Source organism: Psychrobacter sp. UBA5136 (genome assembly GCF_002414005.1).
Taxonomy (GTDB): Bacteria; Pseudomonadota; Gammaproteobacteria; order Pseudomonadales; family Moraxellaceae; genus Psychrobacter.
This window is the reverse complement of sequence record NZ_DHYG01000053.1, coordinates 140,302-159,196: the sequence shown is the minus strand read 5'-3', so window position 1 is coordinate 159,196 and position 18,895 is coordinate 140,302. Positions and strand designations below refer to the sequence as shown.

The window sequence follows — 18,895 nt, the reverse complement described above, 5'->3', positions numbered from 1 at the left end:
TGCTTCCTTAACAGCCTTCTGCCTTTTGTGGTAACTGCTTTTTATGACTACATAATGGTCGAAAGAAACACTGCTAAAGAAGTTATTACGACAAATCTAGCAGACTTTGCTAGGTTTTTGGTTTTTTTTACGGTTTTATCTTTATAATGAGCGCCTTTAAACAAATTTTACCCTCAAGTTTGCTTCTTTTTATTACAAATTTTCAAGGTCAGTGTCATGGACTTATCGCTCTCTATCGAGATTATTTTAATGCTGACGGCGGTTGCCGCGCTGGCAGGTTTTATCGATGCTATCGCTGGCGGCGGCGGTTTATTAACCATTCCTGCCATGCTGCTCGCCAATATTCCGCCCGTGCTAACCTTGGGCACCAACAAGCTACAAGCAGCTTCAGGCGCGCTAGCTGCATCTATTACCATGATTAAAAAAGGTGTCATCAAGCCAAAAAGCATCAAATTTGCAATCATTGCTGCTTTTCTTGGTTCTGTTATCGGGACGATTGCCGTGCAGTTATCACCGCCGGATTTATTAGAAAAACTGATTCCGTTTTTGATTGCAGCGATTGGTATTTATACCTTATTTGCGCCAAGATTGGGCGAAGTTGAAGCGGCGCCGCGTATCTCAGAAGGCATGTGGCAAAAAGTGGTGGCGCCCTTGATTGGGTTTTATGATGGTTATATCGGACCGGGCACGGGGATGTTTTTTGCGCTAGGTAATGTGGCGCTGCGTGGTCGGCAAATTATTGAAGCGACGGGCGCCGCCAAGGTGCTAAATTTATCTACCAATATTGGCTCGCTCATTTTCTTTATCATAGGCGGTAACGTCTTATGGAAAGTAGGGCTAGCAATGATGGTTGGGCAAACGATAGGCGCTTATTTTGGCTCGCATATGGTGGTCAAAGGCGGTAGTAAACTTATTCGTCCGGTGATCGTGTTGGTTTGTTTGGCGATGCTGACCAAATATGTGCTCGGTTAGTGATAATCTTGATTAGTGATTACCCTAGTTATTAATAGTTGTGTTGAGGCTGGAATGGACTGTATAAATTAAAATAGTCATGTCTATAAGCGCTACGGCTAGCATACATTTTCTTCGCTAACGTCACGTTTTAAAGTTAGTTCGTTTATATATTCATTTACAAAACCTGACTCAAGGCAGAAAAAAACCTCAGTCCATTTGGCTGAGGTTTTTTGTTATTTGTATCTTAAAAGTAGCTACTTTATATTAAAAGCTAGTTACGTTTTATTTAGCCACGCTTAATGTCGTCGTATTCACTGCCCATAATGCCATCGCTAAAGACTTCAGAGAATTCGCGCTCGCTGTTTCCATCGATATGACCGTCAAACACCTCTTTAGCACCCGCATTAGGGTCGTTATAAATTGCCAAGTCCATTTTGCCCTCTGACTTCGCTACGATGGCGGTCACAGCAGCATCGCCACTGACGTTGACAGCGGTACGTAACATATCAAGGATACGGTCAACCCCTAAGATAAGGCCAATGCCTTCGATAGGTAAGCCCACTTGCGCAAATACCATTGAGAGCATGATGAGGCCGACACCTGGAACGCCTGCCGTACCGACAGAGGCAAGTACCGACATCAAAATGACAGTCAGATACTCAGTGATGCCCAAATCAATACCATAGATATTGGCAATAAAAATGGTTGCCGTCCCTTGCATGATAGCCGTACCATCCATATTGATGGTGGCACCAAAAGGTACAGTAAACGAGGCAACCGAGTTATCGACGCCCATACGTTTAGTAACCGTACGCAGCGTAATCGGAATCGTAGCGTTCGAGCTTGACGTACTAAACGCAAAAATCTGTACTTCGCGCATTTTTACTAAAAAGGTGCGCACCGATAAGCCTGACGTTAGCTTTAAGACAATCATCATGGTCACAAAGAAGTGGAAGGCAAGCGAGCCAATCAATACCACGACATAACCGAGTAGTGACCAAATAAGGTCTAAACCAAGCTCCGACATGGCTTTGGCTAACAGCGCAAAAACACCATAAGGGGCAAGGTTCATAATGATGGTCACCATCTTTAAGATGACTTCATTGATAAGCTCTAAGCTTTGCACCAAGCCTTTAGCAGGCTTACCCACCATCAAGATACTGATACCGATTAAGATAGCAAAGAAAATAATCGATAACATATCGCCATTTGCCATCGCACTGATGGGGTTAGAGGGGATAATATTGGAGAATACATCGAGCAATGGCGGCGCTGATTGCGCCTCAAAGGCCGCTTCTGTCTCGATATCCATACCCTTACCGATACCAAATAGCACACCAAGGCCAATCGCGGTTGCAATCGCCAGTGCCGTTGTCATCATATAGATGAAAAAGGTTTTGGTACCGATACGGCCCAGTAGGCGTATATCACCAATGCCGCAAACCCCACAAATCAGCGAAATCAATACCAGCGGTACCACGAGCATTTTTAGCGAATTTACAAACAACTTACCAATAATGGCAAAAAGACCATTGTTTATATAGGTATTAACAAAGCTACCTTCGGCGTTCAATCCCGTATAGTTTATAAATAAACCCAGTATGATACCCAGCACCATGGCAACAATAATCTTGCCCGTCAGTCCCATATTCTTCCACATAACTACTATCCTTGGTTGCCGTAACGCACAGTCATAAATACGAATCTTACGCCGCATAAGGGTTTTGATCGTTTTTACGCCTGCTTTTATTACGTCTAAAAATTGGTTATCTGTCTTTGAAGTCAGATTTTGGGGACAATATAAAAGAATTGTTGGGCATACTGCAAGAAATATTTATGACTTAGAGAATGTAAAAAGTTAAATTTACGGTATTCTAGGTTTATTTGCTGGCAAAAAAATTTGGATTAAATTGAATAAGATAAGGGACTTTTACGCAAATTGGCGCGTAACAGCGTTGTTATATACAAAAGTGACAGGTATAAAAAAGCGAGATTATCGGTATTGGATAATCTCGCTTAAATGAAAAATAACTATGAGAAATGACGGTTTTTAGCGACTTATAAAGCGTTGGTCTTAAGCAGCTATTAGTTTAAACCTTTTTACATCTTATCATTTTCATCACGGCGTAAACCATCTTGCCATTCAGTCTGATGCTCAGTTTCTTCTACCGCATTGTCCGTCACAGCTTTATGGGCGTCAGCTTCAGCTATATCGGCATCAGGCGCGGTTTTATCAAGGCGATGATTATAGCTCATGCGCTCGTTTAGATGGTTTTCTGCATCACGGCGACGCGGGTCAAGCGCTTCTGCGTCGGGATTTGCATCCTTAAAATCAGCCTGATCGCGCGCTTCTTTGACTGTGTCTTGTTCGCTGACCATTTTGACATCGCCATCACTTTCATAACCGTGGTCGGGATTGTCATCGCCCGTCGGTTCTTGACTCGCGGGCGCGGCGGTATCAGCCATCTGCGCAGGCTTATCTGTAGCAACGCCATTTCTTGCTTGCGCTGCATTTTTTAACTGTGCATAGTCGGTCAATTTATGTATCGCATTTTCTAAACTGTGCGGATTATCACGTGGCTGCACTTGAGATAAATGCTTATCAAAAATGTCGGTTAATAACGAATCAAAGCGCACAGCATTATAGCTAATCAGCTGCTCAGCCTCTGCTTCGGTAATATCGCCATTTTGACTGGCATATACCACGTGATCTTCAAAGGTCAGACCTTCAAAATGGTCTTTATGTTCGGCCTTTTTAAACTTCTGCCATAAAGGCTCCACTTCAAGCAGGGTTTGATAAGCGTTTTCCATGCGGCCGTTAACGTCATCTGGCTCAGTGGTATAGTAGACCATGGTTTTAAGGTAATCGCGGAATGGATTGGCTTCAAAGTCATCCATAAAGGTATCGCCCAATTTGCGTTTGAGCTCATCGCTTACAGGCGCAAAAATACGACCACTCGGGAAAGTCACAAAGCTGACCAGACTTGCCGCCATGCGATTTGGGAAGTTGGCAAAGAAAGATAAAAAGGCTTCTTGAATGGTATATAGGCTACTTTTTAGCGCCACTTCTGCATGTAAGCGCTCGGCTTCTGATTTAGAGCCGTATTCATAAAATTGTAAAATCGCTGTACAGATAAACAAATGGGCGTGAATATCTGCTAAACGCCCAGAGAGCATCTCTTTACGTTTTAAATCACCAGCCAGTAAGCCTAACGCCATATCAGCGGTTAGAGCAAAGCCTGCGCTTAAGCGGTTAATATTTTTATAATAGGAGCGGGTAAAGCTATCGGCAAAGTTTGGCGTATGATTGCTGCCGCCGACATAACCTGCGACAAAGGCTTTGGCGCCGCGATTAAAGGTATAACCCAAATGTTTAAAGAATAAATTGTCAAACTCTTTAAGCGCGCCTTCTTTATCTTCACTTTGCAGCAGTTGTAGCTCATCAAATAGATAAGGGTGGCAACGCATCGCCCCTTGACCAAAAATCATCAGCGAGCGCGTTAAAATATTGGCACCTTCAACGGTGATGGAGACAGGGATTGCTTGATAAGGAATCGCTAAAAAGTTGCGCGGACCCATTTGTATCGCGCGACCGCCGACGATATCCATACCATCGTTGATGACGACGCGCATGGTTTCGGTGGCATAATATTTTGCCATCGCTGTCATGACCGATGGCGTCCCACCTTGGTTTAGGCCACAGGTAACCAGATGACGAAACGCCTCTAACATATAGGTACTGCTTGCAATACGGCTCGTGGCGTCTTGTACGCCTTCAAACTTTCCGACAGAGATTTTAAACTGTTCACGCACCTTTGCAAACGCGCCAACCGTCAAGTAGCTGACTTCACTGGCAGACGTTGAGAGGGCAGGTAGCGAGATACCACGGCCCACACCCAAACACTCCATCAGCATACGCCAGCCGCGACCCGCGTTTTCAACACCGCCGATAATATAATCGAGCGGAATAAAGACGTCGGTACCATCGACCGTCCCATTCATAAAGGGCGAGCCAACTGGGTTATGCCGCGGACCCGTAATGACGCCTTCGTGGCTGGCTGGCACCAGCGCACAGGTAATACCATAATCGGTCTTTTTAGGATCGCCAAGCAGACCTTCTGGGTCATACATTTTAAACGCTAAACCAACGACGGTGGCGATAGGTGCTAGAGTAATCCAGCGTTTAGAGAAATTCATCCGCAGACCAAGTACTTGCTCGCCTTCGTGCGTACCATAGCAAACCACGCCCGTATCAGGAATCGCGCCGGCATCAGAGCCCGCTTCAGGACCGGTCAAACCAAAGCAAGGGATTTCATCGCCTTTGGCAAGTCCCGGTAACCAGCGCTGCTTTTGCGCATCGGTACCGTAATGCATCAGCAGCTCACCAGGGCCAAGCGAGTTTGGCACCATACAGCTGACAGCTGCGGTCGGTGAGCGCGAGGCAATCTTACTCATCACGCGGCTTTGCGCATACGAGCTAAACTCCAGTCCGCCGTATTCTTTTGGAATGATCAAGCCCAAAAAGCCGTTGTCTTTGATGAAGCGCCACGCCTCTGGTGACAGCTCTTGATCTTCATGGTGGATTTTCCACTCATCAAGCATGGCACACAGCGTTTCGACTTCATTATCAATAAAGCTTTGTTCTTCTTCTGACAATTCAGGGTAAGGATATTTGGCAAAGGTATCCCAGTTTGGCGCGCCCATAAACAGCTCTTTTTCCCACCAGCTGGTACCCGCATCAAGGGCTTCGCGCTCGGTATCACTCATGCTCGGCATGGCGCCGCCCAAGGCTTTATAAACAGGTTTGGTAATCAAGGACTGACGCAGCGGGGCAAATAGTAAGACCAAGCACAGTAGCGCGATTGGTACGCCCAAAATGAGCGACCATGGACTGATAAAGGCGGTGACAAGGACGGTAACTAAAGCGACAATACTACCCGTGACACGCGATAAGGATAATAAAAAGATGGCTAAGACCATGGCTAACTGAATGATTATTGCCAAAATAAAAAAGCCGATGGCCATGACTGTCTCCTTGATAACGCTGAATGCCCAAGCGTAAAAACTTAAGTGAATGAAAAAAAGGGAACAACATTAATAATTGTTATTTTATTGTTCCAGCATTGGTGTTTATAGGGCAAGCTGATTTATGCAACAAAATGGGTATCTGTGTTTGATTTTATTTATTTATTGAAATTTCAGCATGCTAAAGCTATCCATATCTATCAGTAATTGCTGTGCTAAAGCTATTGCAGCAATAGCAGGTAGCGCAAAAATAAAGGAAGCTCCTAATATGAAACAGTTGTTTATAACTATCAAGAGCCAAAATGCTACGCTATGTCGATAATATGTATCAAGCTTTGACGACGACATTGAAATGGCATTTAAAAGCAGAAACTGTAACAACTGTTTTGAGCTCTAAGCACTGAGCTCCAAGTACTTAGCTCCAAGTACTTAGCTCCAAGTACTTAGCTCCAAGTACTTAGCTCCAAGCACTGAGCTCTAAGTACTTAGCCAAAAGGCGCTAGGCAGCTTTCAGCGTACGATAGGGTTTCATTGCGTCCAACAATGATATGGTCAATGAGTGATAAGTCTATTAAATCACAGGCTTTTTTTAGCTCATAGGTTAATAAATTATCTGCTGTTGACGGGGTGGCGTCAGTATGAGGGTGATTGTGGGCGACGATAAGCTGGGTAGCAGCGTGGCTCAAAGCATGGCGCAACACGTGCTTGATGCAAACCGAGCAAGAAGAAATACCGCCTGTAAATAATATCTCAAAATTGATTAAATTTAGCGCGTTGTCTAAACACAGCACGGCAAAAACTTCACGAGGCTCACCGCGCAGTTGGGTGCTGATATAGACTTTGACCATTTGCGAGCGATTAAGGCTGTGACCCACCTTAAGCTGACTGTCTAAATAGCGCTTGCCCATCTCAAGCGATGCCAAAATCTGCGCGTACTTAGCAGGGCCCATACCATGACAAGCAAGAACCGTTTCTTTTGGCGCGGCTAAGAGTTCTGCAAGGCTGCCAAATTGAGCTATTAAATGACGCGCAAGCTCGATAGCGGACTGCGACTGGGTGCCTGTGCGTAAAAATATCGCTAAAATTTCGGCGTCCGATAAGTGCGCGGCACCAAATTTCAGCAGCTTTTCACGTGGCCTGTCATCTTCGTGCCAGTCTTTAATCGCCATTGTCACTCCTTAAAAAGGGATTGCTGCGCAATACATAAGGTAAATAAAGGAAACAAGATAAATTCACAAAACTTTCCCTAACTTATCGCATAATTGTTACTATAAGCGCAATTTTTATCTTTCAATTTTTTACTGATGCCACGCTTATGTCAAATATTGTGCTTGCTATCACTGGCGGTATTGCCGCTTATAAATCTGCTATTTTTGCCCGTCTATTGGTCAAGGCGGGCTTTGATGTGCGCGTCATTATGACGACTGGCGCCCAAGCCTTTATCACGCCGCTGACCTTACAAGCCTTGACGGGCAATGAGGTACATATCTCATTACTTGATGAGCAAGCAGAAGCGGGTATGGGGCATATCGAGCTTGCTAAATGGGCAGACTTGATCGTCATTGCTCCCGCTTCAGCCAATACCTTAGCGCGGTTGGCGATGGGCATGGCAGATGATTTATTGACCACTGTTTGCTTGGCAACGACCGCGCCCGTTATCGTTGCGCCCGCGATGAATCAGCAAATGTGGGCGCATCCGGCGGTAAATCTCAATGTGCAAACCCTGCGCGATATGAATTATCAAATTATTGCGCCTGCAAGCGGCGAGCAGGCGTGCGGAGATGTGGGCGCAGGGCGCTTGCCTGAGCCGGAAGCGCTTTTGGCGGAAGTGCAGTTGTTTACGGTCATGCAAACCACGCCGCAGCTTTTGGTAGGCAAAAGGGTGGTAATTACGGCAGGACCAACCGTTGAAGCCATTGATCCGGTGCGCTATTTATCCAACCACTCTACTGGCAAAATGGGCTTTGCCTTAGCGCGAGCCTGTGTGGCCGCTGGTGCTGACGTTATTTTGATAGCTGGTGGCAAAGTGGCACTGCCAACCCCGCTTAATGTCACGCGCATTGATGTATTATCGGCTCAGGACATGCTATTAGCGGCGCAGCAGTGCGTGGATGGCACGCATCGTGCGCTGCAATCTATGCCTGAAGAATATCATTCCCATTCTCACGATCATATGCACGACCATGAACATCATCATGACGACTGTGATTGCGGTGCAGAGCATCAACATGAACATGCTAAAAATGAAAATACTAGTAGCGTAAAAGTTGCTGATATTTTTATCGCCACTGCCGCGGTCGCTGACTATCGAACCCTTGATGCCGCGCCGCAAAAAATCAAAAAAACCCAAGAGGCGATGACGCTAAACTTGGTTAAAAACCCTGATATTTTAGCAACGATATCGCTTGCCCATCCAGAATTGTTTGTCGTTGGCTTTGCAGCAGAAACGCAAGATGTCGAGCGTTATGCCCGCGGCAAACTGCTATCTAAAGACCTAGATTTGATTGCCTGTAACGACGTCTCACGCGCAGATATAGGTTTTGCCAGTGATGATAATGCCATGCAGGTGTTTTTCTCCGAGCGCTATGAACACGATAGCGTCACGCTTAAAAAAGCCAGCAAAGATGAGATTGCCGCGCAGCTGGTTGCGCTAATTGGTGAGGCAGTTTGGCAGCGTCACAATGCATAAGACACGGCCTGATTATGCGGTTTTCCATATCGTCAATACAGTTGTTAGGCTTTAAAGATTGATGACAAATCTGATGGCTAGCGACGACAGTACCCAAACGTTATTGCTACTGGCGATATTTGCGCTGGCATCACTGCTACATGGTATTAGCGGGCTGGGTGTGACGTTGGTGACCACCACCGCGCTTGCCAGTATTTATCCATTACCACATGCGATTGTTTTGGTGATTTTTCCGTCGTTACTGCTCAATGCCATGACTTGGCTGGCAGGCGGCGGACGCAGCATTTGGCAAAACTTTATCTATTATGGCAGGCGCTACTGGCTATTAGCCTTAACCAGCCTGCTCGGTAGCATGCTTGGCGCCAAGCTATTGTTATGGATCGATAGCGCTTATATTTTACTGGTGTTGGCGGCGGTTATTGGTTTTTATGTCAGCAGCTCCTTGCTCGGTAAGCAAATTCGTTTGCCTAATACCAAGTCCGTGCTGATTATCGTTGGTTTTAGTGCTGGCATTATTGGCGGCGCGACCAATGCCATGTCGACCATACTGATGATGTATTTGTTGTCCGCCAGTGACGATAAAAACACCATCGCCAAAGTCGGCAATATGTGTTATTTCTTGGGTAAGCTTGCGCAAATCATTGTCTTGCGCGAGCCTATCATGGCACTCAGTAGTGGCGAGTGGCAGCTGATTGCGATACTGTGTGGATTGTCTATTGCCGCGCTGTTAGTTGGCATTCGTTTACGTCGCTACTTGCCGCAAGCCCGCTTTCGTCAGCTTATCTTGTTAATTCTCACCGTGCTTGGTATTCGCGTTGGCTGGCAGGGTATCACAGCGCTTCTATAACTTTAACGATTAAATAAATCTACCGATTAAACAAATTTAACAGTATGGTGGCAACGACACTGATGATTATCATGGTGACTACTGGAAAGTAAATCCGCGTATTGCCTGAGGTGTGTTTGATATCGCCTGGCATATTGCCGAGCCACGAAAATGCATTTGGAAATAGCAGCCAAATAATGCCAATAATAACCAGCAAAATGCCTAATCCTATCAATAGTTTTGCCATTTAAATTCTTATTAACCTCACAACGTTATTTTTCTCATCGTTTATTGCGCTGCCCATTACTCAGTCAATTCAGCAAAAAATATCTGCTGCGCTAAGCGAAACGTATTGCAGTGTGCCTCAACCACATCTTCGATATCCTCTGAATAGCCGCCGCCCATGACGATAGCGACCGGAATATTGGCGGCTTTGGCTTGTTGCAGGACAAACGCATCACGCGCCTTACAGCCCTCTAGCGTCAGACTAAGTTTGCCCAATTTATCGGTGGCTAGCACATCGACCGCAGATTGATAAAATATCATATCTGGCGCAAATTCATTGATTAAGTGCGGCAGTGTATCTTCTAGTATCTGTAAATACTCTGCATCACCCGTATCATTATCCAGCTCGATATCTAAGTCTGATAGTTGTTTGCGAAAGGGATAATTTTTTGCGCCATGCATACTAAAGACAAAAACGCGCGGCTCATCGGCCATGATGCTAGCATTGCCATTACCTTGATGGACGTCTAAATCCACTATTAAGATCCGCTGCGCTTGGCCGCGATTTAATAATAAGTTGCTGGCGATACAAACATCATTAAAAACGCAAAAGCCTTCACCATGATCGGCGAAAGCATGATGAGTGCCGCCCGCGACATTCATCGCCACGCCATATTGCTGCGCATATAACGCACATTCATAAGTGGCATGGGCAATATAACGACCGCGCTCTACCAGCTTTGGCGTCATCTCAAAACCAATGGCGCGCGCTTCTTTACGTGGTAAGGTTTGGGTTTTAAGCTGCTGCCAATAGTTAGCTGTATGGGTGGTTAAAATCTCCTCTTCGCTCAGACGTTTTGGCGCAAAAAAATTATCGGCGCTTATCGTTCCTTCCGCCAATAAGCGCTCAGGAATCATGGTGTATTTTTGCATGGGAAAGCGGTGTTTTTCGGGTACGGAATAACGAAAAATATCAGAATAAGCAATTTTTAGCATGGTATTTTTTAGCATAGTATTAAAGGATATCTTTTTAAAAAGAGATTTAGGGGTAAAAGGATAGATAGGTTTAAGCGTCTTGAAAGTAGGCTATTGGTGAGAAATTGTAAAAGCGGTGGATAGATATAGTTAGGTTTTTATAGAAGAGATACCAGTCTTGCGTATTTAAGACATGTATCTATTTTTATTTAGTACCGATTATATTTTGCCCAATTAATTATTGAACAAATTGTGTTGGTAAGAAAAAGGTTCGCGCATCCTCTTGCTGACGTAGCGCTATCAATAGCTCCTGCAGTTCTACCGCAGGGTCTTGATTGTTGACCAAGTCACTAAATATTTCATAACTAACCGTAGTCATCGCAATCACGCTTTGTAATAAATGCTCAATAATACTGTCATCCAAGCCAACCGCTTCAACATCGATGGCGTTTTTGTAGCGTATCTCGCCGTCATTGATATCCATCTCAAGATTGCCAATCAGCATATCGTAATTGATTTGGGTAATCAGTAGCATGGCAGCGCTTTGATGGCTTTCGGGTATCAAAAACGGCAAAATGCCATAGAGCGCTAATAAGTGATTATGCTCTTGCACGCGAAACAGATAGCCGCATTCAAGATTTCTATGGCGCATTCTTAAAGACAAATGGTGTGATTGCTGGCTGTCATTACTATCGCCATTCGTTTTGGGCCGATAATGGTTGTAGTGCCACTGTTGCTCGTCAAAATACTGCTTTAAATAATTGACAATGGGCGTGTCATTCAACTCATTTTGCTTTGTCATACTGTCAATATCATTATCAAAATAAGCGTCAGTATCAGTATCAGCGCTACCATCTAGCCGACTATCAAGGTTACTACTAAGGCTGTTATAAAGAACGTCATCGACACCATTATTATTGTTGTCCTTATTATCATGATCATTATCATCAATGCCATCACTATCTTTAGGATGAGCATTTATACTAGCTGCCTCATCTTGTGAGGGGCGAGCGTTATTATTTTTTGCTGTTAAATCCAAATCTGCGTCTAAGTTCAAATCTTCAGCCGTCTTAATCTCATCCATAGCAGCGGGTTCAGCTGACATATTGAGCAGCTGTTTGATTTTTTGCCATAAGCTGAATTTAGAAGAGTGGCTCATAGGTGGTGGGCTGACTCATAAAAGGTGGACATGAAAAAACTAAATCATGAGCTAAAATAGCAGATTAATTATCGCTAAATACCAAGCCTGCTTTGATACTCGGCTGGGCATAAAACGCTTGCAGCATCTCTGTTATATGCGCTGTCACCCACGAGCTTTCAAGGGTGTCAGTGATAATAGGTAGCAGGGCAGCACTCAGTTGCGTCATCGCTTGCTCATCGATGTGTAAGCTTGCGGCGATACTGGCAATGCTATCGTCTTGATGGTTGGTATACCAAGTATCGACGCCCGCTGCCACAAGGCTGTGCAGATACGGGGATAAACGCAAGCGGTTATAGCTTTGCTGGATGCTGGCTTCAATATGCGCAATACTGCTATCGTTTGGCTCATCACGCAAATAGGACTGGATTTCGCTAATCGGCTTTTCTTTGATACGTGCCCAGCCCGCTACCAGTAAGCGCGCAACTTCTTCATTGGATAAATGCGCTTGGGCGTTGGCTTCGGCTCGGCGCGTTAAATCTTTAATATTGCGATGCAGATACGTTTGCAGCTTTTCATCAAGATTGCGATTGGTCGCCTTTTCAAACGAGCTGCGCCCAAACTTCATCAGTTTACCAGCGGCGCCAGCTTTATCTAGCGTGGTTTCCATAAAATCATTGATGGCGTGATACAGCGTCTGCGTCAATAAATCAGCAAAGGTTTCATTGCCGACGAGCGTATGCACCAAGATATTACGCTGCTCTTTATGACTGCCAACATAGCTGGCTAGCATCTCAACTTGCGTGTCATCGACCAACTCCGATAAAGGCACATTGTCATTAGCGGGATGATAAATAATGCTATGCAAAATATCGCGCATATCGCGGCGTACCACCTCGCTTAGCGGCTGTTTAAGGAGCCAATCATTAATAAGATGCTGCAAATCGTCGCTACGGACATATTTACTCAGCGGCTGCTCGCCAAACCATTGCCAAGCCTGCATCGATAGTGGCTGTGCTTGCGAGTGCAACCATTGCTGCATAAAGGCAACTTGCGCCTCGATTAAGCGGTCTAGGGTTAGGGTTGTACTCGTAGCACTGTGAGTATTTGCACTTTGGCTATCTTTTGAAGTCTGCATAGGTTTTGAGGTCATAATAATCGACAATTTGTTATACTGTGTGGTTGTGGTAAGCATAAAGTATTATGCCACGAACCTCATCTGTGTTTGTGATGAATATTGCCTGCTGCTTAATAAATAATGAGAGGTTTGGATGACGGCTCTAAATACAGCCCTACTTGCGCTTGATGAGCTGACGGTTCAGCGCGGTGAAATTCCTTTATGTGAAGGCGTGACGCTCAATCTGCCTGCAGGTAGCATCTGCCATTTGGTCGGTGCCAATGGCACGGGCAAAACCACGCTACTGATGCAGCTCGCTGGGTTATTGCCAGTACTAAGCGGCGAGGTTCGTTATCAAGGACACGCAGGTTTACCCGTGCAGCCGTTATACGTGTCGCACCAGTTGGGCATTCATCCAAACCTAACTGTCGCGCAAAATCTTACCTTTTTGCTCAATTTATATGGCATTAGCCCAAGTAATACCGATATTAATGACGCCCTCACATGGGTGGGGTTACAAGGCTTTGAAACCATCAGCTCAAGCCATTTATCTGCTGGGCAAACGCGGCGCATTACCCTCGCGCGGCTTTATTTACTGACGCCTGCTGTCACGCCTTTATGGCTGCTTGATGAGCCATTTACCGCGCTTGATGTCGATATGGTGGCGCGCATGGAAGACAGGTTGGGCGAATTTGCTACGGCTGGTGGCGCCATATTAATGACCAGTCACCAAGCCGTTGGCGTTGCCAATCAAGTGCTCGATTTGTCCGATTATATGGTTTAAATATCAACGTAAACGTGATCAGCAATGTAAGCGCGACAAGCATTAGTGGAAGAGCAAATAAATGATAGACAAAGACAGTCCTGTACAAACCGTAAATACAAGCTCAAACGCTAGCGTATCTGCTGCCCGCGGTATCAGTTTTTTACAGCTCTGGCGCCGTGAATGGCAGGTCAAGCAGCAGGGCGCCGTGCAATGGTTATATCCCTTGGTGCTGTTTTTAGTGATTATCACCTTGTTTCCGCTAGCGGTTGGCAGTGAGCCTGCTTTATTGCAGCGCCTCGGGGTGTCGGCGGTGTGGATTGCCGCTTTATTATCATTGGTGATGGGCGTCGATGGTTTGTTTAAGCCTGCCCTTGATAATGGTACGCTTGCGCAATTGGTCGTTGCTAAAGCCTCGCTACCATTGTGGGTACTGATTCGTTTGGTGATTCATTGGATTTTTAGTAGTGGTATCGTGGCGGTACTAAGTTTACTTGCCGTGCCGTTATTTCAGCTTAGCTGGTTTGAGGCGTGGATATTGCTAGCCTCTATTGTCACTGGTAGTCCCATGCTACTCATGCTATCAGCGGTCGCCAGTAGTTTGACGTTATCGCTCAAAAATGGCGCCGTGCTAGTGCCCTTGATTGCCTTACCGATGCAATTACCGGTATTGATTTTTGCCACGGGCGCAGTTGATTTATTTGCCACTGGTCTTAATGGTTTGCCGATTTTAGCGTTATTATTGGCAGGTAGTATTATTTCGGTACTGGTGATGCCATGGGTGATTGCTCTGACGTTAAAAATGGCATGGCTTAATTAAAAATCTGTGCTGGCGTGTCATTCTTTTTTCTTATTAAGCCCTTTATATTAACAGCATGGTGAAAACTGGCAACTTTGCTATAATAGGCTATGCAACAAACAGTCACGTGTAGATTCTATCCAGCGTTTAACGCCAGCAAGTGAGCGGGTAGTCGTATGAATCAGGCGTTTTACTCGATAACCACCAGCTGCGCAATAGGTTTATTTCCATGCCCAACCTGAATAATGTCTCATCTCCTAGCCTGTGGCAACGCATTTGGCAGGTCTTTTTGACTACTGTAGGTACCAAGCAGTTTTTCCGTATTTTTGCGCCTTGGGTTAAGTGGCTGGCGATATTAGCTGGCCTCTGCTTGCTCATCGGTAGCGTTTGGGGCTTGGCATTTGCTCCGCCTGATTATCTACAAGGTAATAGCTACCGTATTATCTTTATTCACGTGCCCGCTGCCAGCCTTGCAATCTCGATTTATTTTGCTTTAGCCGTACTCGGCGTGATTTATTTGGTTTGGAAAATTAAGACGGCAAGCCTTGTCGCACAAGCGCTGGCGCCGATGGGGTTTTTGCTTTGTGTGATTAGCTTGCTGACCGGTTCTATTTGGGCAAAGCCCACGTGGGGTACGTATTGGGTTTGGGATGCACGCTTGACGTCTATGCTTATTTTGGCGTTTTTATACGCTGGGGTAATGGCCTTGTTTGCCGCCTTTGAGCATACCGCCAATCGCGGTAAAGCGGCGGCTATTTTGTCCATCGTTGGCGCAGTGAATTTGCCGATTATCAAATACTCAGTACAGTGGTGGAATACCTTGCACCAAGGCTCAACCTTTACCCTGACTGCAGCACCAAAGATGTCGGCAGATATGTGGATGCCACTATTATTGATGATGATTGGCAGTTACTTGTTGGTTGCGGCGCTGGCGATTTATCGTACCAACACGCTGATTTTATATCGCGATCAAGGCAAAGCGTGGGTCAAAGAATACGTTCGTGGCCAAAATAAATAGCCCCATAAAGTATAACCATGCACAAAACAAATAACGGCTAGGGAAATATGATGCAGCCTTACTTTTATAGCCTCTCTGAGTTTATCGCCATGGGTGAGCATGGCGTTTTTGTCTGGTCGTGCTGGACAATTACGCTCGGTATGATGCTGATTTTTATTATTTATAGCCGCCGTCAACGGCAAGCGCTTATCAAGCAGCTCACGATCCAGCAAGCGCGGCAAGCTCAGCGTGCTGCTAAGACACCCAATCCCACCACCAAACCATCCCCTTAAAAATTATTTTTAATATCAATTTTTTAGCTTATAAAATGATCATGATTTCCTAGCAAATATATGACCGCATCGGTTGCTAGGGGGCTTATTGATTTGGGTAAAAAATGCTACCATATAGGTATTAGAAAAGTACGGTTGGACGGGCTTATTATTAAGTCAGTCTGATAAGCATTTCTTTAATATTCTCTGTTTTATGAATAATCAATTTATAAAACAGCGGCTCATCAATGAGGTAGTAGTATGAACGCAGTTCGTCGCAAAAAACTGATGTGGGTTATGTTTACGCTTGCCGGGGCGGCGATAGCCGTGGTGTTGGTGATTTATGCCATCGGGCAACAAACCGACTACTACTTTGACGCCACCGCCATTGCGCACGGCGAAGCGCCGCAGGATAAGCGCATTCGCGCAGGGGGTATGGTAGTGGCAGGTAGTGTCCAGCGCGCGCCAAATGACCCGTTAAGCGTTGAATTTGCGATTACCGACTTTGAATCGACCGTACCTGTGACCTATCAAGGTATCTTGCCAGATCTATTTGCTGAAAACTCAGGCGTGGTAGCAACGGGTAAAATGCAAGGTGATACCTTTGTCGCGGCCGAAGTATTGGCCAAGCATGATGAAAATTATATGCCGCCAGAGGTTGCCAAATCGATGAAAGAAAACAATCGTAGCGGCGCCATACCTTCTTCTGAGCAATATAATCCAGCTGAAAAAGTCCATGAAACTAAGACGCTACAGCAGTAATAGCGCTGACAATAATAGTTATCGTAAAAAGTATTAAACATAAAAAAGCCAGTGATAAATGTCACTGGCTTTTTTGTGCGCAATTCAATACTCAAACAAATATTAGTGGATTAATCGTCCCATTCCGGCGAATAATCCGGATGCTCGATCTTGCGCCCATCACTCCTTGCCAAGCTGCCGATTTTCTCAATTTCATCGCTACTTAGTTGTACATTGATGGCATCTAGGTTGCCTTGTAAGTGATCAGGGTTGGAGGTTTTTGGAATGGCAACACGGCGCTTATCCGATAAAATCCACGCCAGCGATACCTGCGCTGGGGTAACGTTGTGCTTATCAGCGATTTCTTTGATGACTTCATTATCAAACACATCACCGCGTGCGAGAGGCGAGTACGCTTCCAATAAAATATGATGGTTGTTTAAAAAGGTTTGTAGGGTATTTTGCTTAATAAAAGGGTGAAACTCAACCTGATTGACTGCAATCGGCACATCAGCATATTTTTCCGCTTCGATAATATGCGCAATATTAAAGTTAGACACCCCAATATGACGGGTTAAGCCTTGTTTTTGGAGCTCACAAAGCGCTGGAATGGTTTCAGATAAAGGCACGCGGTCATCGGGCCAGTGCAGCAGCAGCAAATCGACATAATCGGTGTCTAAGTTTTCTAGTGAACGCTTAGCAGCAGCGGTAAGTTTTTCAGGCTCAAACTTCATATCATCGGGAAATATTTTGGTCGTTAAAAAGAACTTATCGCGCGCAACACCTGATTGTTTCATGCCTTTTCCGACCTCGACTTCATTGTCATAAGCTTGGGCGGTATCAATATGCTCGTAGCCCATTTGCAAAGCTTGGCTGACGACATCGATACAGTCTTGACCCGTTGATTGCCAAGTACCTAGCCCTAACACCGGAATGTTTGCTTGACCAGCGGTACGAATATTATAAGTTTTGGCACGCATATTATTATCCTTATTGTTTTTGTGATTTATTCATCTTCTATGTTTTATTAATGCTGTTTACTAATACCTTGTTTTATGAATAGAGGGTTAAATTATAAATATAATTGGCTTAATCTCTATTTGACCTATCCACTATAAAAAAAAGTAGTGGCAAGTGAAAGGGTGGGTGACGCTTTCCTACAAACGACAAACAGGCTGTAACGTCATTGTGAGTCGATGATTGTACCGAGTGCATAAAATTTAGAAGCAAAAAAGCCCACTATTTAAAATAATGGGCTTTTTCTATTTAAACAGACTTAAATGGCCAAAACGTTTTAAATTTGTCCTAGACTACTGAGCAGCGGCTTCTGCAGCTGGTGCGCTATCTGTTGTAGGCGCAGTAGTGGCAGGGGCGCTAGCATTGTTCTCACCCCAAATTTTTGGGTACTTATAACCTGGGAAAGTTTCGTGAGCATACTTTTTAAAGGCGTCTGAGTTGTAAGCGTTGGTCACGTCTTTGACCCATTTCTTATCTTTATCAGCAGTTTTGATTGCTGACCAGTTAACATACGCAAAGCTTGGCTCTTGGAATAGGGCATCAGTCAGCTTAATACCCGCATCGGTCGCGTAGTTACCGTTGATAATAGCAAAATCCACTTCATCACGGGCGCGTGGTAGCTGGGCGGCTTCTAGCTCAACGATTTTAATATCGTATTTGCTGTTGTCAGCGATATCGGTTTTTGATGCTGTTAGTGGGTCGATATTGTCTTTTAGCTTAATCCAGCCAAGATCATCCATCATTACCAATGCACGGGCGAAGTTACTTGGGTCATTAGGCGCAGAGACGCTCATGCCTTTGTAGGCGTCATCTAGCGAGGTTTTCTTACCCGTATAGATACCAAGTGGCGCGGTTGGTACTTGGAATACCTCGACCAAATCAAGATTGTTCTCTTTTTTAAAGGTATCAAGATAAGGCTTATGCTGGAAGATGTTGATATCTAAATCGCCATCAGCCAAAGCGATATTTGGACGCACATAATCGGTAAACGTCACCAGCTCAACTTCATAACCTTGCGCTTCTAGTGAGCCTTTTACTTGGTTACGAACCATATCGGCAAAGTCGCCTTCGGTCGTGCCGATAACAATCTTGCTATGCTCAGGATCGATATCACCAGTCGCGGCCGTTTCTGTAGTCGTTTCAGTAGCACCTTCAGTAACAGGCTCTTTGTTGGCTTCTGGCGCAGATGAGTTGTTGCAACCGACCAATACAAGACCTGATACGCCAACCGTCGCCAATGCGGTTGCAAGCTGACGGCTGATATCTGTTAATTTCATGAAGCTTCCTTAATAGGGATGGGGAATAGGGGAGTAAACGTCAACAGTAAAAATTCGCATTAAAAAAGCAACATTAGGAA

General features: G+C 45.1%; 17 protein-coding genes. 8 read left to right on the top strand and 9 right to left on the bottom strand.

Annotation, left to right across the window (positions count from 1 at the left end; all coding sequences use genetic code 11):
• Positions 1 to 216: 216 nt before the first annotated feature.
• On the top strand, positions 217 to 972 hold the full coding sequence (locus B4240_RS08325; RefSeq protein WP_296238240.1) for a TSUP family transporter: 756 nt from the start codon (positions 217 to 219) through the stop codon (positions 970 to 972).
• 268 nt (positions 973 to 1,240) lie between these two features.
• Here B4240_RS08325 and B4240_RS08320 read toward each other — a convergent pair whose 3' ends face one another.
• The 3 genes from B4240_RS08320 to radC form a co-directional block, all read right to left on the bottom strand.
• Positions 1,241 to 2,614 (bottom strand): dicarboxylate/amino acid:cation symporter, encoded by a 1,374-nt coding sequence (locus B4240_RS08320; RefSeq protein WP_296238238.1) that lies wholly within the window; start codon positions 2,612 to 2,614, stop codon positions 1,241 to 1,243.
• Between the two features lie 440 nt (positions 2,615 to 3,054).
• A complete protein-coding gene (locus B4240_RS08315) occupies positions 3,055 to 5,979 on the bottom strand; it encodes an acyl-CoA dehydrogenase (protein WP_296238236.1) in 2,925 nt (974 codons plus the stop codon).
• Between the two features lie 485 nt (positions 5,980 to 6,464).
• Positions 6,465 to 7,148 (bottom strand): RadC family protein, encoded by a 684-nt coding sequence (radC, locus tag B4240_RS08310; RefSeq protein ID WP_296238234.1) that lies wholly within the window; start codon positions 7,146 to 7,148, stop codon positions 6,465 to 6,467.
• 146 nt (positions 7,149 to 7,294) lie between these two features.
• On the opposite strand from radC, the gene coaBC reads away from it, so the two are divergent.
• Positions 7,295 to 8,668, top strand: coding sequence for a bifunctional phosphopantothenoylcysteine decarboxylase/phosphopantothenate--cysteine ligase CoaBC (gene coaBC, locus B4240_RS08305; RefSeq protein ID WP_296238232.1), 1,374 nt, complete (start codon positions 7,295 to 7,297; stop codon positions 8,666 to 8,668).
• A gap of 61 nt (positions 8,669 to 8,729) precedes the next feature.
• Positions 8,730 to 9,515 carry a sulfite exporter TauE/SafE family protein gene (locus B4240_RS08300; RefSeq protein ID WP_296238230.1) on the top strand — a complete coding sequence of 262 codons (786 nt, stop codon included), beginning with the start codon at positions 8,730 to 8,732 and terminating at the stop codon, positions 9,513 to 9,515.
• Between the two features lie 19 nt (positions 9,516 to 9,534).
• Here B4240_RS08300 and B4240_RS08295 read toward each other — a convergent pair whose 3' ends face one another.
• The 4 genes from B4240_RS08295 to B4240_RS08280 all read right to left on the bottom strand — a co-directional run bounded on the left by B4240_RS08295 (position 9,535) and on the right by B4240_RS08280 (position 12,970).
• A complete protein-coding gene (locus tag B4240_RS08295) occupies positions 9,535 to 9,741 on the bottom strand; it encodes a DUF2905 domain-containing protein (protein WP_296238229.1) in 207 nt (68 codons plus the stop codon).
• Between the two features lie 56 nt (positions 9,742 to 9,797).
• Entirely contained in the window at positions 9,798 to 10,715 is a 918-nt protein-coding gene (locus B4240_RS08290; RefSeq protein WP_296238285.1) for a histone deacetylase family protein, read from the bottom strand.
• Between the two features lie 217 nt (positions 10,716 to 10,932).
• A complete protein-coding gene (locus B4240_RS08285) occupies positions 10,933 to 11,853 on the bottom strand; it encodes a YbjN domain-containing protein (RefSeq protein ID WP_296238228.1) in 921 nt (306 codons plus the stop codon).
• A gap of 64 nt (positions 11,854 to 11,917) precedes the next feature.
• Positions 11,918 to 12,970, bottom strand: a complete 1,053-nt coding sequence (locus B4240_RS08280; RefSeq protein WP_296238227.1) for a hypothetical protein — start codon at positions 12,968 to 12,970, stop codon at positions 11,918 to 11,920.
• Between the two features lie 133 nt (positions 12,971 to 13,103).
• On the opposite strand from B4240_RS08280, the gene ccmA reads away from it, so the two are divergent.
• From ccmA to ccmE, 5 genes are all read left to right on the top strand, one after another.
• Entirely contained in the window at positions 13,104 to 13,733 is a 630-nt protein-coding gene (ccmA, locus tag B4240_RS08275; protein WP_296238225.1) for a heme ABC exporter ATP-binding protein CcmA, read from the top strand.
• A 61-nt stretch (positions 13,734 to 13,794) separates the two neighbouring features.
• Entirely contained in the window at positions 13,795 to 14,532 is a 738-nt protein-coding gene (locus B4240_RS08270; protein WP_296238224.1) for a heme exporter protein CcmB, read from the top strand.
• Positions 14,533 to 14,740: 208 nt separating this feature from the next.
• A complete protein-coding gene (ccmC, locus tag B4240_RS08265; RefSeq protein WP_296238202.1) occupies positions 14,741 to 15,529 on the top strand; it encodes a heme ABC transporter permease CcmC in 789 nt (262 codons plus the stop codon).
• 47 nt (positions 15,530 to 15,576) lie between these two features.
• Complete coding sequence (gene ccmD / locus B4240_RS08260; protein ID WP_414707112.1) at positions 15,577 to 15,801, top strand: heme exporter protein CcmD; 225 nt, start codon at positions 15,577 to 15,579, stop codon at positions 15,799 to 15,801.
• Between the two features lie 240 nt (positions 15,802 to 16,041).
• Complete coding sequence (ccmE, locus tag B4240_RS08255) at positions 16,042 to 16,542, top strand: cytochrome c maturation protein CcmE (protein WP_296238200.1); 501 nt, start codon at positions 16,042 to 16,044, stop codon at positions 16,540 to 16,542.
• A 110-nt stretch (positions 16,543 to 16,652) separates the two neighbouring features.
• On the opposite strand, the gene B4240_RS08250 is transcribed toward ccmE, so the two are convergent.
• Positions 16,653 to 17,501 carry an aldo/keto reductase gene (locus B4240_RS08250; protein WP_296238199.1) on the bottom strand — a complete coding sequence of 283 codons (849 nt, stop codon included), beginning with the start codon at positions 17,499 to 17,501 and terminating at the stop codon, positions 16,653 to 16,655.
• Between the two features lie 330 nt (positions 17,502 to 17,831).
• A complete protein-coding gene (locus tag B4240_RS08245; protein WP_296238197.1) occupies positions 17,832 to 18,815 on the bottom strand; it encodes a MetQ/NlpA family ABC transporter substrate-binding protein in 984 nt (327 codons plus the stop codon).
• Positions 18,816 to 18,895 lie beyond the last annotated feature (80 nt).

Coding starts and splice junctions, on each gene's coding strand:
- B4240_RS08285 (WP_296238228.1), bottom strand. CDS start 11,853: ATGAGCCACTCTTCTAAATTCAGCTTATGGCAAAAAATCAAACAGCTG.
- ccmA (WP_296238225.1), top strand. CDS start 13,104: ATGACGGCTCTAAATACAGCCCTACTTGCGCTTGATGAGCTGACGGTT.
- B4240_RS08290 (WP_296238285.1), bottom strand. CDS start 10,715: ATGCTAAAAATTGCTTATTCTGATATTTTTCGTTATTCCGTACCCGAA.
- B4240_RS08250 (WP_296238199.1), bottom strand. CDS start 17,501: ATGCGTGCCAAAACTTATAATATTCGTACCGCTGGTCAAGCAAACATT.
- coaBC (WP_296238232.1), top strand. CDS start 7,295: ATGTCAAATATTGTGCTTGCTATCACTGGCGGTATTGCCGCTTATAAA.
- B4240_RS08325 (WP_296238240.1), top strand. CDS start 217: ATGGACTTATCGCTCTCTATCGAGATTATTTTAATGCTGACGGCGGTT.
- ccmD (WP_414707112.1), top strand. CDS start 15,577: ATGATGCAGCCTTACTTTTATAGCCTCTCTGAGTTTATCGCCATGGGT.
- ccmC (WP_296238202.1), top strand. CDS start 14,741: ATGCCCAACCTGAATAATGTCTCATCTCCTAGCCTGTGGCAACGCATT.
- B4240_RS08300 (WP_296238230.1), top strand. CDS start 8,730: ATGACAAATCTGATGGCTAGCGACGACAGTACCCAAACGTTATTGCTA.
- B4240_RS08295 (WP_296238229.1), bottom strand. CDS start 9,741: ATGGCAAAACTATTGATAGGATTAGGCATTTTGCTGGTTATTATTGGC.
- radC (WP_296238234.1), bottom strand. CDS start 7,148: ATGGCGATTAAAGACTGGCACGAAGATGACAGGCCACGTGAAAAGCTG.
- B4240_RS08315 (WP_296238236.1), bottom strand. CDS start 5,979: ATGGCCATCGGCTTTTTTATTTTGGCAATAATCATTCAGTTAGCCATG.
- B4240_RS08280 (WP_296238227.1), bottom strand. CDS start 12,970: ATGCAGACTTCAAAAGATAGCCAAAGTGCAAATACTCACAGTGCTACG.
- B4240_RS08245 (WP_296238197.1), bottom strand. CDS start 18,815: ATGAAATTAACAGATATCAGCCGTCAGCTTGCAACCGCATTGGCGACG.
- ccmE (WP_296238200.1), top strand. CDS start 16,042: ATGAACGCAGTTCGTCGCAAAAAACTGATGTGGGTTATGTTTACGCTT.
- B4240_RS08320 (WP_296238238.1), bottom strand. CDS start 2,614: ATGTGGAAGAATATGGGACTGACGGGCAAGATTATTGTTGCCATGGTG.
- B4240_RS08270 (WP_296238224.1), top strand. CDS start 13,795: ATGATAGACAAAGACAGTCCTGTACAAACCGTAAATACAAGCTCAAAC.